This is a genomic window from Shewanella sp. SM68 (assembly GCF_025653925.1).
Taxonomy (GTDB): Bacteria; Pseudomonadota; Gammaproteobacteria; order Enterobacterales; family Shewanellaceae; genus Shewanella; species Shewanella oncorhynchi.
Map to the genome: position 1 here is coordinate 229,416 of NZ_JAKKRU010000005.1, position 12,530 is coordinate 241,945.

Sequence of the window (12,530 nt, forward strand, 5' to 3'; positions counted from 1 at the left end):
TACCCATTGGATGTTGCCACGCTTTGCCTATGCCATTAAGCGCATTAGATTTTATTCCCAATAAGCTTTACTCTGGTGACGTATTCCCCAAAATCTGCCGATAAAACCTGAGCGACTGTCGTGCATCGTGAGCCGTTGCATTGGATATTATGGCTCTAGATATTATTGCCTTAGATATCATGGATCAATGCGATTGGGTAATCGCTGGCTTTTATCATCCCTTAAAAATAGAAAGGAACTGTGGTTATGCTTGATGTTGTCGCGAACCAAGACAAAAGTATTGTGGTTAAACAGTTGCGATACGGGCGTGATAACGAGGTGTTAGTCGTCGATGAGTGGCAACTGAACCCTGCTGAACATTGGGCGATTTTCGCGACCGACAGCTATTGTGGTTCCTTGCTCGGGCGAATATTAACCGGTGATATTCTGCCCGATGAAGGGACGATTGCTGGCCTGCCGCAACTTATCGGCTGGGTGTCACTTGGACTGCAGCAAGCGTTGCTGGAGCGCGAGTTAGAAAAAGACGAACTGGATTACGGTTCGAGTGTCGAATCCTTAGTATTGGAATGCTGCCAAGATGCCAAGCAACTCCCTGCATTATTACAAAAGGTTGGGCTTGAGCCTCTGCGTCGGCGTGGTTTTCGGCAATTATCCACGGGCGAAACGCGCAGAGTCATGCTGGCACGTGCACTGGCAATGTTACCGCAATTGCTGATCTTAGATGACCCTTATGCTGGGCTCGATGCTGAACATCAGGCGAGTTTATCTGAGCTGCTGAGTGAAGTGGCCGAGCATAGCCAGTTGCTGATCATTACCTCACGCCAAGAAGAATTGCCGCCGTGCATCAGTCATGTAGCGCTGTTTAATGGCGAGATGCTCAAATCGGGGCAGAGTGTGCATAAACTCAGCCCGTCGATGTCGATTGAGCAATGGCACAATCATCCTGTGATGGCGCAGCTGAATGCGTTATCGGCGCAGCGTAGCGATGAACTCTTGGCCTTAATGGAGCGGCAAAGGCATAACGCCGAGGAGTTTGATCCCCTGGTCGAGATTAAAAATGGCAAAGTGGAATATGTCAGTGGGCTGATTTTCAGCGGTGTGAATTGGCGCATCGAGGCGGGGCAACATTGGCAAGTTCGTGGCCCAAATGGCTGCGGTAAAAGCACTTTGCTAGGGCTGATTTTAGGTGACCATCCTCAATGCTATAGCAATGATATCACGCTCTTTGGCCGACCTCGTGGAAGCGGCGAGAGTATTTGGCAGATTAAACAACGGATTGGCATAGTATCGTCGGCGCTACACTTGCAATATCGCGTCAGTTGCTCGGCCTTAGATGTGTTGCTTTCGGGCTTTTTTGACTCTATTGGCTTGTACCATAAACCCACTAAACCTCAGCTAGATTTGGCGAAGGAATGGTTGGCGATTCTGCACATGACAGGGCTGGCGAGCACAAGCTTTAAGAAGCTCGATTATGGTCAGCAGCGGTTACTGCTGATAGGTCGCGCCTTGATTAAACAGCCACTGTTGCTGATTTTAGATGAGCCGTATCAGGGCTTAGATTTCATCAATCGTACCTTAGTGATGCGGGCGCTGGAGATGATAGCCGAGCATCATCTGAGCCAATTGCTGTATGTGTCGCACCATAGGGAAGATGCCTTACCTGCGATTAAAAACTTTGTCGATTTTATCAAGCAAGATGACGGCTATTCGGTACAGGTGAACTACTGTGAATCTGAGGATTTCACCCGTTTAAATCCATGAACATCATCAATAACAGCGGCTTAACGGCTGCTTCTTTGTTTGCAGAGTTTGTCATTATCCCTCGGCACTCCAACGCAGGTTAAAATTGACTTTACAGGGCGCTAGCCATTGAGTGTGTTAGTCACGCTCAATGGCAATATACCTGTGGCGCGAAAGATTTTCGTATTCCAGTGAAAACTGAGATGCACCACATATCGATAATGAGGGTATCGCCCTAGTGTTTAATCCCCCATTCGTCAGACAGCAGTTCTGTTAATTAGCCATGCTTGATATAGGTAACTGTGAGCCGTCTTACAGTTTTGAATGTCGTTGGCGCGAATAATAGTTTCTGGCCTAGGCCAGAAACTCGTGACAGTTTTATGGTTCATCCACTGAACTTATTCATCAAGTCAGTTATCACGCTTGAGAATCCAGAGTTATGGACTTCCTTAGCGAGATGAGCCCGAGTGTCACTCGTTGTACCAAAGATGTGCACTAAGACCTAAAACACGATTTCAAGACATATAAGACGACTTAAAGATAAAAACATTTATGCCAAGACCCAAAAAATGCCGTCAATTATCGAGCTGTGTGCCCTGTAGCCTATTTAAGCCTAATGGGATCCCTGCGGTTAAATTAACCCATATTCAATTAGAGGCCGATGAGTTTGAGGCCCTCGAACTGGGTGACGTCAAAAGATTAAGCCAGATTGAAGCCGCGGCCTTGATGGGGATCTCTCGGCAAACCTTTGGATACCTTCTCGCCAATGCCCGTAAAAAGGTGGCGACGGCTATCACTCAAGGTCAAGCCTTGAGGCTGCCAACCCAAACAGACAAGGATTTATCATGATTATTGCCATGCCGATGAGCCGCGAACGCCTCGCCAGTCACTTTACGAAAGCCCTACAAATTGGCTTTTATAACGAACAATTTCAGATGATCAAGCTGGTCGATAACCCGGCAATTGAAGGTGACTGTAGTGCCAAAAAAGCCTTATTAGAGCTGATTATCCAACAAGGTACCGACATTGTACTTGTGCAGAATATCGGTGAGCGCATGTTAGGAAAGTTGCTCGATGCGGGGATTAGTGTGAGCAAAGGGAGTGCGAGCCAAACAGTGGCGACTTTGCTTGCACAAACGGCGGATCTTAATCTTAGGTTGACGGATGCATCCCAAGGTCGCGCTTCACTCAAACATGCAGCCAAGGGCGGCTGTTGTCATTCAACAGGTGACGGCTGCGGTTGCAGTGGTAAAGCTAAAGCAGCACCTTGTTCAACACGTCTTATAAGCACGCCAGCAGTACAGGTTAAGCTCGATAAGTCAGTGCATTACGCTGGGTTTAGACCGCTGGTAAACAAATAATCTCACTGTCTAATTTGGATTATTCCGCCACAGTTAAAGCGTAGGGGCGGGCAAGCGCCCCTCGAATATCCGCTAATGAAAACACCTTGGAAAACCGTCCAAAGGTTTTGCCATAAAACACACATTCCACCACAGGCAAGACAAATACATTGCGGCTCGCCGCTATCTCACCTTGGGCTTGGCAATCAATATAGGCCATCCGCATCTGCGGGAACGCTTGCGCCAACATCTCAGCAATTCTCGGTTTGAGCGTTTGACACACACCGCAGTCCGGCGCGCCAAATAACAATAGCACCGCCGCATGCTCAGTTAACATGGACTCCAGTATCTCAGGTGAATCAATGTGCGTGATGATATCAGTGTGCATGCGTTGCCATTTGGAAGTTGTTATGGGTATCAATTCATGGGCTAGTTTGCGTATTTCTAGGGTTAAAGCCAGCCCATTTTTACCACGCTAATACCGATAAATTGACCAAGGTAGAATAAGCCAAGCATGAGAAGCCCGATACAGGCAGCAATCACTCCGATTTGCTGTATGCCTGTCAGGCTATCTCGCCATTGTTTTAGATTATTTATCATTTACTACCTACTACCTACTACCTACTACCTACTACCTACTACCTGCTCAGGCTTAAGGTTATACGCGTGACTTTACATATGTCGCATTGCTAACTGCACCACTGACGCTCGCAGGGAATGCCATCATCGTCACCATCCATTTGAGTATTGGGGCAATTTTGGATATAGAAAGTCGCTTCAGCACAGGAACTCATGTGGCTGCAATGGGTTTTACCCGCTTCACATTGGAAACTTGGTGTTGCCGTTGCTTGTGTTCGCGCTTTAGTTTCATACATGGGCATTGGCTGAGTGTCTTCATTCGTGAGGACTGGTACTTCATCGATTGCAGGAGCTTCATTGAATTCTTGGTATTGTTTAAAGCCAAAGATAACTATGGCCACGATTATTAGCAGCGGGATTATCGTATTAAAAGAGGATTTTCGTGGGCTATGGTAATGCGCTTTGTTTTTGTTATTGAAGTTTTCATTGCGTGATTGGATATGAGAGTGGGAGCGTGTTGTTGCACTCGCTGCAACGACTGCGACGCCTTCAATCGAGGCGATAACCGCTTTTCTTTTGCCGTCATTTTGCACTTCCGTTTGAAACAGAATGCTGTCGCCCACTATGGGTTTTCTCGCCATCTTTTTCAGCACTGAAATGTGAATAAACACATCTTGGGCTGCGTTTTTCTCAGGCTGAATAAAGCCAAATCCCTTTTCATCGTTCCAGCGTACCAGTACGCCTCTATCCATGAGCATTTTCTATGTCCTTAATTTAACCGCTTAATATTTTTAGTTATTGAATATCAATACTTACTTGAGTCGTGCCTATTTATCTCTTTTAAGGAGCAAACCGTACTTAGGTTGACAAGTCAGCGATTCAATGTTGGCTGCTAAGTTACTCAAGCATAGGAAGTTTTGCAATTTTTTATCTTGAATTTGCTTATGTGTGACTCATTCGCTTTGAGTGTATGGCGGTGGGGAAATGTGAGCACTTAGCAGAAACGGTTGGCATTTTTGTAAATTCAATACAAACAATAGATTGCATTAATAATAAACAAATCGATCAAAAAACGTGCGTTAAAACTTGCAATATTACTGTGTGCTGCATAGTATTTGCTGTGTGGCACACAGTGTGTGTGACACAGTGTTAAGGACAGGAATTCGACAATGACAAGTTCACAGCTAGTCAAAATGCGACTCGAGTTGCGCCGTGGGGTATTAGTGTTGGCGGTACTGGGATTATTAAAACAAGCCCACTACGGTTATTCGCTCCGCAAACAGTTGCAGGAAGGCGGTATCGATATTGACGAAGGGACTCTGTATCCCTTAGTGCGCCGCCTAGCCGATCAAGGATTGTTGGATAGTGAGTGGCGACAGGCCGAAGGGCGTGAGCGTCGTTATTACCAATTGTCGTCATTGGGGGCTGAGTTGCTCAGTCAACTGACCGATGAATGGCAGCAACTTAATGGCGCCTTGGCTTTTTTACTGGAGCAAAGCGCTGACACTAATGGCTCAGATATGAAAAGCTCAGACGAGAGTGCAGAGGAGATTTGATATGGAATTAGTCGATCGCTATATCGCCGCGGTGCAGCGAGAATTGCCCGAGAACAAACGTCAGGAAATAGGCCGTGAATTAAAAGCCAATATCTGCGACCAATTGGATGCCCTATCTGAACAAGGTGAATTGACTGAAGCGCAAATTGTCGCGGTATTAAAGCAAATGGGTCATCCCTGTAAGGTCGCGCAGCAATTTGTTCCGGCAGTGCCTATTATTGCCTCTGAGGACATTCCGCTTTTTAAACATACACTTTTCACTGTGCTTGGGATCTTGTTTGTGCTGCAGGTTGTGGGCGGCACGACTCAATGGTTGGGCTCTGCAGAGGGGGATCTATTAGGATTTATCCACCATATTGCCAAAGGTTTTATCGGCGATGCCTGTCTTGCCTTTACCGCTATTCTGTTGGCCTTTTGGAGTTTCTCGGCTCAGGGGAAATCTATGTCCGGCAGTAATTGCCAAAAATGGCAGCCGCAGAATTTGCCAAAGGTTGGGCCAGGTTGGCAGCATATTAGTTTAAGCGATGTGTTTACCGATCTGGCGACATATCTTTTTCTCTTACTTGTGATCTGGTGTTCTGTGTGGATGAGTAGCGAGCAATTAGCCGCGCGGACTGTGATTTTCAGCGTCAATGCTCAGCAATTACTGCAATGGTTTAGCCCTATTATTTTGCTGTCTATGGGCAATAGTCTCTGGCAACTACGCCGCCGAGTGTGGACTACTGAATTGTTACTGGCGAATATGGGGATCAATCTTGCTTATGCCTCGTTCTTAGTCTTTCTGGCCTTTAGTTCGCCACTATTACAAAGCCAAGTACAAAACCAAGGAGCTGAATTAAATGGGGAATTTACGTTATTACAGTTAGAACATTGGCTAAGTTATACTCTAGTGATTGCTGCTATGTTCCCTGGCTATGAGGTGATTCGCGATGGGTTGCGTTGGCGTAAACTCGCAAGCAAATAAGTAAGGTTTAACCTAGGTTTTGTAGGTGAGTTTTATTCACTTTTTCATCGAATACATGGCCTGTTCAGTATGATTGAACAGGCTTTTTACATTAGTGCCATCTTCTGTGGGGAAAAGTAAGCCACGACTTTTACATTCGATGCTGATTTATTCTGGGGTATCGCCATGATTCATTTCATTATTAAGCGATTTTTGGGCCTGTTGTTTGTAGGTGTCAAATATACCTTCTTGCTTCATCTGTTTTAGCTCCCGAGCAAGATTAACGGCGAGTGCCGCGTGACGTTTATTTAAGTAACCATAGCTGGTGAGTTCTTCTAGGGTGGCAATCGCGATTATTTTGCTGCCTTGAAACTCAGGCGTTTGTAATAGATCCAATGAGCTTGCCTCCGTATCAATATAGATATCGATTCGGTCGCGGAGCATTTTACGAAAGGAGCTCGCAGGGGATGAAGATTCAGTCAGACGCTCCTTAGGAATGAGTCCCTTTAGCTTTTGTTCTGCGAGGAACACGCCTCGATAGTATTCGATCTTGTATCGACTCTTTTGCAGTGCTTGCCAGTTAGGTATTTTGATTTCGGGATTGTGCGCGAAGGCAATTAAATGGGTATCGATAACCGGTTCTTCAATTCGAATGAGGTTGGTAAACTTTTCGCCATAATGAGATACACGCCCCGGCTCGCCATCCACTTTACCTGAGTCCGCCATCATACTGGCGCGGGCTGCGGGAACCACTTGATAGGAGAAGTCATATCCTAAGCGTTCAAAGGCTTGGGCGTAAATCAGTTCAGCCCATTTAAAGTAGAAGTTATGTTTGGGGTCCTCATAAAACGCCATCGTAATGATAGGTTTATCAGCAATCATTACTGTGGTTTCTGCTGTTGATTTGCTGGTTGCATGAACCGAGACACAAAAGAAAAGGCCTACCCACACACTCCAAATGTGCATATTGCTCCATCGTTGCATAGCGTGTCTCTCAAAGTGTTGAGTTATTTAGAGTATAGCTAGCCTGATAAATGGGTTCATTTTTATTCAAGCAAGATTATTTTATTTCCATGATTTCGCACTAATACACGGTTGAAATGTGATCTACTGGCGGACATTTTGTCCTTTTGGGTTTGAAAATGTGCGATACGGCACATAGAAATGATATTTGCCCGTATTTTGCTGGTTTTTTATTCATCAGAGTTTGAGCTTGATCGGTTTTTTGCTTGTAAATAAGGCGTTAAATCCTTGCCGTCTATCACCTGTAGTAGGAAAGAAAGGATGAAATCGGGACTGGGATTATCAGGAATGCGGTTATCAAAGCTTTGGTTATCAATGACGTGGTTATTACCTCTTTGTTGTTTATCGAGTGCTGTAGTGGCAGAGGCGGCAACGGACAATATCGAACGCCTTGAGGTGCGCGGCAGGCAAATTAACACCTTAGGCCATAGTACTTCGGCATCTGAGGGGATAGTCGGCGCGGCAGAAATCGAGAGTCGACCCCTATTACGAACCGGCGAAATCCTCGAATTTGTTCCTGGGATGATAGTCACTCAGCACAGTGGTTCGGGTAAAGCGAATCAGTATTTCTTACGCGGCTTTAATTTGGATCATGGCACAGACTTTAATACTCGAGTCGATGGTATGCCTGTGAATATGCGAACCCATGGGCATGGTCAGGGTTATACGGATCTTAACTTTTTGATCCCTGAACTTATAGGCGAGATCCGTTATGCCAAAGGCGCTTATTATCCTGAGGTGGCCGATTTTTCTGGCGCGGGTGCTGCACAATTACTGCTGGCTGATCAACTCCCCCATAACCAAGTTGGGGTGACGTTGGGTGAATATGGCTACCAGCGACTCGTGGCGACTCAGGAGCTAAACACTGACATGGGTCGTTTTATTTGGGGTGGTGAGGCACAAACCTATGATGGCCCGTGGACGGATATTGATGAGGATGTGAGTAAGATCAGTGTCGTCGGGCGTTATTTAACTCGGCTCGGCGAGGGTGACTTGAGCGTCACTATGATGGCCTACGACAACAGCTGGAATTCGGCGGATCAGATCCCCGCCCGTGCGGTGGATTCTGGATTAATTGATTTTTATGGATCTTTAGATAAAGACGTCGGCGGTGAATCTAACCGTTATAGCGTTTCAGCTAATTACGATGCAGGTGATTGGCAGGGAAATGTCTACGCTATTCGCTCGACTATGAATTTATTCTCTAATTTTACCTATTTCTTAAACGATCCCATCAATGGTGATGAGTTTGAACAAGTCGATGAACGCATGATTTGGGGCGGCGATCTTAAGCGTGATTGGCAGACTTTACTTGGTGGCACTCAACTGAATTACAGTGTGGGCGGCGATGTGCGTTATGACGATATTGGCGCAGTGGGTTTGTATAACACTCAGTCGCGACAACGGCTGAATACGGTAAGGCTCGATGAAGTGCAAGAGTTGTCGAGTGGCATCTTTGGCAAAGTTGAGTGGCTGCCAGCTGATCAATGGCGTTTTAATCTTGGGCTGCGTTACGATTATTTTGATGTGCAGGTCGACAGTGATAATCCGCTTAACAGTGGCGATGCGTCCGATGGTATGTTCAGCCTCAAAGCCAGTGCTTCTTATTTGTGGAGCGATAATCTTGAGTTATATGTTAATGCAGGCCAAGGGCTACATTCGAACGATGCCCGCGGTGCGACGATTAAGGTTGATCCCGTGAGTGGCGATGAGGTCGAAAAAGTCGATCTGCTCGTGCGCTCAAATGGCGGTGAATTTGGGGTGAAATACTATGACAGAGACTTTATTAATTTCTCTGCTGCGATCTGGTATCTGCAACTAGATTCAGAATTAGTATTTGTGGGCGATGCGGGTAACACTGAGCCGAGTCGTGCATCTGAACGTTATGGTGCTGAATTAACGGCTTATTATTGGCTGAATGAGGCAATCAGTATCGATATGGAATTAGCGTGGACTAACGCTAGATTTACTGAAAATGAATTTGAAGAGGGCAAGTATATCGATGGCGCGGTTCCCTTTGTTGCCAGTGCGGGCATCACCTATCGACCCGACGGCGATGGCCTGTATTCGAGTGTACGCGTGCGGCATCTTGGCGAGCGGGTGCTCGACAGCTTTAATGACCACAAGGCTGATGCGACCACATTAGTTAACCTCGCATTAGGATACGAGTTCCGCCGCTTTGACACTAAGCTTGAGCTGCTCAATGTGTTTGATAGTAAAGATCACGACATAGATTATTTTTATGCCTCTCGTTTGCCCGGCGAAGCTGCCGAAGGCGTTGAAGATCAGCATTATCATCCTGTTGAGCCACGAATGGTGAGAGTCAGTGTAAGTTATCATTTTTAGTGGTATTCATCGGTTAAGGCGATATCGAAGGTTATTACGTATGTCGCCGAGCAAAAATGTATCTCATTAAGCGTCCAGATAGTTGGGCGCTTTTTTTCTGCTGCACTCATTTAAGCACTAATCTAAGCACAAATCGCTTCAAACTATGTGGCTGCAATAATTTACTATTCCCGCGCTGGCAATGGAGGCTAGAATGAGGACTAGTCGATCTGAGTTTCCCCCCTGTTTTACAGCTGATGTTATAGGTAATCGCCGCGAGTTATGAGTACTGCAACACCCATTGAAAACATTAATTATTGGCGTCATCCTAGCTTATCAGGCATAGAACTGAGTCAGGCGGAATTTACGCATTTCAGTTTTGATAAACATGTGCATCTGGATTATCACTTAGGCGTAGTCACTCAAGGTGCGCAGCAGTTTGTGAATAAGGGCAGCAGTTATCAGCTTGGTCAGCATAGTTTATCGACCTTAAATCCCGACGAAACCCACGATGGTCAGAGCCGCGATGCCGACGGTTATCGGGTGAAAGTGATGTCGATTCCTGTGGAATACATGAATGAAGTCAGTCAAGAACTGGGTTTGAAGGAGCACTTTTTCAGCGCGCCTATGGTGGATGACCCGACGCTTTATCAATATTTTATTCAACTACACGATCTATTAATTCAAGGCCAATGCAGTGCGCTTGCGGGAGAGTCCCACTTACTGAATTTTATTCATCTGCTGCTGGAGCGTTACCCGAGCGGTATTTCATCTTGTATATCTAAACCGAATCAACAGCAGGGGTTATCTAAGTTGCAGGTGAGCTTAGTGAAACAGCGAATTCACGATGAGCCTTGGCATAATACTCAACTTGAAACCTTAGCCAATGAAGTGAATTTAAGTAAGTTTCAGTTTTTGCGGCAATTTAAACAGGCAACAGGAATGACTCCCCATGCTTATCTCAAGCGGGTGCGTTTAGAGTTGGCGAAAAAGTCCTTAAGTCATGGTGCTTTAGTGGCGGATGTGGCGCAGCAGTTCGGATTTTTCGATCAAAGTCATTTAAACAAAGCTTTTAAGCAGGCATTCCTATTATCGCCAGTGCAATTTCAGCGGCGTATGCTCTAATTTCCCCGTCTTTCGACGCCGCTGGTTTTAAAAACACTGAATAGTGCAATTTATTACAATTCAGCGCTGCGACAAATTGCCATACTGGCTGCCTCAGTTATCGTTATTAACCTTTTTTGCGGAGCCGCATATCTATGGATTTATCTTTATTACTCACCTTGGCTGTAATCCATGCCGTTGCTTTAATCAGTCCCGGACCCGATTTTGCTATTATGGTGAAGATTGCGACTCAGCAGTCCAGAAGCACTGCGGTTGCCGCCGCTGTGGGGATTTCAATAGCCATTTTAGCTCATACGATTTTGAGTCTGACCGGTGTGAGTCTACTCATTAAGAGTTCGCACACTCTGTATCTCTTAGTGCAAATTGTGGGCGCTTCTTACCTCGCTTGGATGGGGTTTGATGCCCTGCGTGCCGGTCTTGCGATACTCGCTAAACGTAAAATGAGTGCCAGAGTCCATGCAGGGACAAATGATGATGCTGTTATTAGCGCTGGTGACGTTGAAGGCGTGGCGTCTGTTGCTGGTGGCTTAGGTGGCGCTATGTCGCGCAGGCAAGGTTTTTTGACTGGGCTTTATACTAATCTATTGAATCCAAAAGCATTAGTGTTTTTCTTAACCCTGTTTTCGGCCTTGATTACCCCAAGTGTTACAACGAGCACTAAAATCGCTTCCGCTATTTTGTTGTTGTCTTTGTCATTGGCATGGTTTGGCTTTTTAGCGGTAATGTTGTCAAAGGCGCAGGTGCAACTTAAATTGCAGCGACTAACACCGGTTATCGATGCGGTTATTGGTGTCATCTTTATGTCGGTAGCCTTGGCGATTTACTCAAACCTATTGTTAACCGCTTAGTCTGGCGCAGTGTAAATCACCTTAGGTTTTAGTCTGAGGCACTTATGGTATTCTTGGCCTTTAGTCTCAGCAGAGACATTTAGAGTAAGGGATAAATATGCCATTCGCCTCACGACTCAAGGGAAGCAAATTAGCTGTTTTCAGCCAAGTTACACTAATGAATATCGCGTTTTCTGCGGCGTTAATATTCAGCGTTATGGGTTTAAGCATCAATGCAAACGCCGCTGATGAAGCCATGCCACAGGAATATATCCCTCTGGTGCAAGGGCTTATCGACGCCGCCAAGGCCAATGATCTTGAGGCGATTGCTAAGCGTGTGGCTTACCCGCTTAAACGTGAATATCCTATCCCCGCGATTCAAAATACCCAGGAAATGATCGCCCGTTTCGATCAGGTTTTTGATCCTAACCTGCTTGAGCAGATCGCCCATTCTAAGATTGAAGCTGATTGGCAGACGATGGGCTGGCGCGGCATTATGCTCGGTAGCGGTGTTGTGTGGCTGGATTTTGATGGCAAGATCATCGCCATTAACTATCAAACACCGGTAGAGGTAAAACTAAAAGCAGAGCTTATTGCTAAGCAACAAACGGCATTACATCCGAGTGTGAGTGAGTTTGTCAGCCCAGCGTTATCTTGGGAGACCGCCAAGTTTACCATTCGTGTCGATGATATGGGGAACAGCCAATACCGCTATGCCGCATGGGCAAAGGGTAAGTCATTGAGCGACAAGCCAGATTTAGTGCTGAATAAAGGCAAACTCGTGTTTGATGGCAGTGGGGGGAACCATTCATACCAATTTCGCAGCGGCCCATACCAGTATTATTGTTATGTCACCGTCTTAGGCGGCAGCGATAGTCCTCTAGGCGAGCTAGTGGTGTTTAAGAATGACCAAGAAATACTGACACAAGCTGTCATTAAAGCAGACTAGTCTCGTTTCCCTATCCCTATGAGTGAGATGTAAAGCCGCGACCCTATGTTGATGGTCGCTGCTTTAATAATCCTAATGACTTCCTTTAGCTAGAAGCTATTGCCCCAAAGTGTGTTTCGTAGT

General features: G+C 46.0%; 13 protein-coding genes. 9 read left to right on the forward strand and 4 right to left on the reverse strand.

What is annotated here, in order from left to right:
- Nucleotides 1–246 precede the first annotated feature (246 nt).
- The 3 genes from L5M40_RS10740 to L5M40_RS10750 all read left to right on the forward strand — a co-directional run bounded on the left by L5M40_RS10740 (nucleotide 247) and on the right by L5M40_RS10750 (nucleotide 3,101).
- Nucleotides 247–1,761 (forward strand): ATP-binding cassette domain-containing protein, encoded by a 1,515-nt coding sequence (locus L5M40_RS10740; protein ID WP_263176395.1) that lies wholly within the window; start codon nucleotides 247–249, stop codon nucleotides 1,759–1,761.
- 531 nt (nucleotides 1,762–2,292) lie between these two features.
- Entirely contained in the window at nucleotides 2,293–2,589 is a 297-nt protein-coding gene (locus L5M40_RS10745) for a DUF134 domain-containing protein (RefSeq protein ID WP_012088215.1), read from the forward strand.
- A complete protein-coding gene (locus tag L5M40_RS10750; protein ID WP_263176392.1) occupies nucleotides 2,586–3,101 on the forward strand; it encodes a NifB/NifX family molybdenum-iron cluster-binding protein in 516 nt (171 codons plus the stop codon). The genes L5M40_RS10745 and L5M40_RS10750 overlap by 4 nt, the downstream gene beginning before the upstream one ends.
- 19 nt (nucleotides 3,102–3,120) lie before the next feature.
- Here L5M40_RS10750 and L5M40_RS10755 read toward each other — a convergent pair whose 3' ends face one another.
- The 3 genes from L5M40_RS10755 to L5M40_RS10765 form a co-directional block, all read right to left on the reverse strand.
- Nucleotides 3,121–3,468, reverse strand: a complete 348-nt coding sequence (locus L5M40_RS10755; protein WP_263176391.1) for a thioredoxin family protein — start codon at nucleotides 3,466–3,468, stop codon at nucleotides 3,121–3,123.
- Nucleotides 3,469–3,530: 62 nt separating this feature from the next.
- Complete coding sequence (locus tag L5M40_RS10760; protein ID WP_263176390.1) at nucleotides 3,531–3,680, reverse strand: hypothetical protein; 150 nt, start codon at nucleotides 3,678–3,680, stop codon at nucleotides 3,531–3,533.
- Between the two features lie 89 nt (nucleotides 3,681–3,769).
- Entirely contained in the window at nucleotides 3,770–4,417 is a 648-nt protein-coding gene (locus L5M40_RS10765; RefSeq protein WP_263169188.1) for an excalibur calcium-binding domain-containing protein, read from the reverse strand.
- A gap of 411 nt (nucleotides 4,418–4,828) precedes the next feature.
- On the opposite strand from L5M40_RS10765, the gene L5M40_RS10770 reads away from it, so the two are divergent.
- On the forward strand, nucleotides 4,829–5,215 hold the full coding sequence (locus L5M40_RS10770; RefSeq protein WP_105251375.1) for a PadR family transcriptional regulator: 387 nt from the start codon (nucleotides 4,829–4,831) through the stop codon (nucleotides 5,213–5,215).
- Between the two features lies 1 nt (nucleotide 5,216).
- Complete coding sequence (locus L5M40_RS10775) at nucleotides 5,217–6,179, forward strand: hypothetical protein (RefSeq protein ID WP_263176388.1); 963 nt, start codon at nucleotides 5,217–5,219, stop codon at nucleotides 6,177–6,179.
- A gap of 147 nt (nucleotides 6,180–6,326) precedes the next feature.
- Here L5M40_RS10775 and L5M40_RS10780 read toward each other — a convergent pair whose 3' ends face one another.
- On the reverse strand, nucleotides 6,327–7,142 hold the full coding sequence (locus L5M40_RS10780; RefSeq protein ID WP_263176387.1) for a hypothetical protein: 816 nt from the start codon (nucleotides 7,140–7,142) through the stop codon (nucleotides 6,327–6,329).
- Nucleotides 7,143–7,469: 327 nt separating this feature from the next.
- Between L5M40_RS10780 and L5M40_RS10785 the strand changes: the two genes are divergently transcribed.
- The 4 genes from L5M40_RS10785 to L5M40_RS10800 all read left to right on the forward strand — a co-directional run bounded on the left by L5M40_RS10785 (nucleotide 7,470) and on the right by L5M40_RS10800 (nucleotide 12,407).
- Nucleotides 7,470–9,527, forward strand: a complete 2,058-nt coding sequence (locus L5M40_RS10785) for a TonB-dependent receptor (protein WP_411569084.1) — start codon at nucleotides 7,470–7,472, stop codon at nucleotides 9,525–9,527.
- 261 nt (nucleotides 9,528–9,788) lie between these two features.
- Entirely contained in the window at nucleotides 9,789–10,631 is an 843-nt protein-coding gene (locus L5M40_RS10790) for an AraC family transcriptional regulator (protein WP_219236018.1), read from the forward strand.
- A gap of 134 nt (nucleotides 10,632–10,765) precedes the next feature.
- Nucleotides 10,766–11,479, forward strand: a complete 714-nt coding sequence (locus L5M40_RS10795) for a LysE family translocator (RefSeq protein ID WP_263177667.1) — start codon at nucleotides 10,766–10,768, stop codon at nucleotides 11,477–11,479.
- Between the two features lie 97 nt (nucleotides 11,480–11,576).
- Nucleotides 11,577–12,407: a hypothetical protein gene (locus L5M40_RS10800; RefSeq protein WP_263177666.1), complete on the forward strand. Its 831-nt coding sequence runs from the start codon at nucleotides 11,577–11,579 to the stop codon at nucleotides 12,405–12,407.
- Nucleotides 12,408–12,530 lie beyond the last annotated feature (123 nt).

Excerpts from the sequence above, each read along its gene's own strand:
- L5M40_RS10740 (WP_263176395.1), top strand. The coding sequence starts at position 247 with ATGCTTGATGTTGTCGCGAACCAAGACAAAAGTATTGTGGTTAAACAG.
- L5M40_RS10745 (WP_012088215.1), top strand. The coding sequence starts at position 2,293 with ATGCCAAGACCCAAAAAATGCCGTCAATTATCGAGCTGTGTGCCCTGT.
- L5M40_RS10750 (WP_263176392.1), top strand. The coding sequence starts at position 2,586 with ATGATTATTGCCATGCCGATGAGCCGCGAACGCCTCGCCAGTCACTTT.
- L5M40_RS10755 (WP_263176391.1), bottom strand. The coding sequence starts at position 3,468 with ATGCACACTGATATCATCACGCACATTGATTCACCTGAGATACTGGAG.
- L5M40_RS10760 (WP_263176390.1), bottom strand. The coding sequence starts at position 3,680 with ATGATAAATAATCTAAAACAATGGCGAGATAGCCTGACAGGCATACAG.
- L5M40_RS10765 (WP_263169188.1), bottom strand. The coding sequence starts at position 4,417 with ATGCTCATGGATAGAGGCGTACTGGTACGCTGGAACGATGAAAAGGGA.
- L5M40_RS10770 (WP_105251375.1), top strand. The coding sequence starts at position 4,829 with ATGACAAGTTCACAGCTAGTCAAAATGCGACTCGAGTTGCGCCGTGGG.
- L5M40_RS10775 (WP_263176388.1), top strand. The coding sequence starts at position 5,217 with ATGGAATTAGTCGATCGCTATATCGCCGCGGTGCAGCGAGAATTGCCC.
- L5M40_RS10780 (WP_263176387.1), bottom strand. The coding sequence starts at position 7,142 with ATGCAACGATGGAGCAATATGCACATTTGGAGTGTGTGGGTAGGCCTT.
- L5M40_RS10785 (WP_411569084.1), top strand. The coding sequence starts at position 7,470 with ATGCGGTTATCAAAGCTTTGGTTATCAATGACGTGGTTATTACCTCTT.
- L5M40_RS10790 (WP_219236018.1), top strand. The coding sequence starts at position 9,789 with ATGAGTACTGCAACACCCATTGAAAACATTAATTATTGGCGTCATCCT.
- L5M40_RS10795 (WP_263177667.1), top strand. The coding sequence starts at position 10,766 with ATGGATTTATCTTTATTACTCACCTTGGCTGTAATCCATGCCGTTGCT.
- L5M40_RS10800 (WP_263177666.1), top strand. The coding sequence starts at position 11,577 with ATGCCATTCGCCTCACGACTCAAGGGAAGCAAATTAGCTGTTTTCAGC.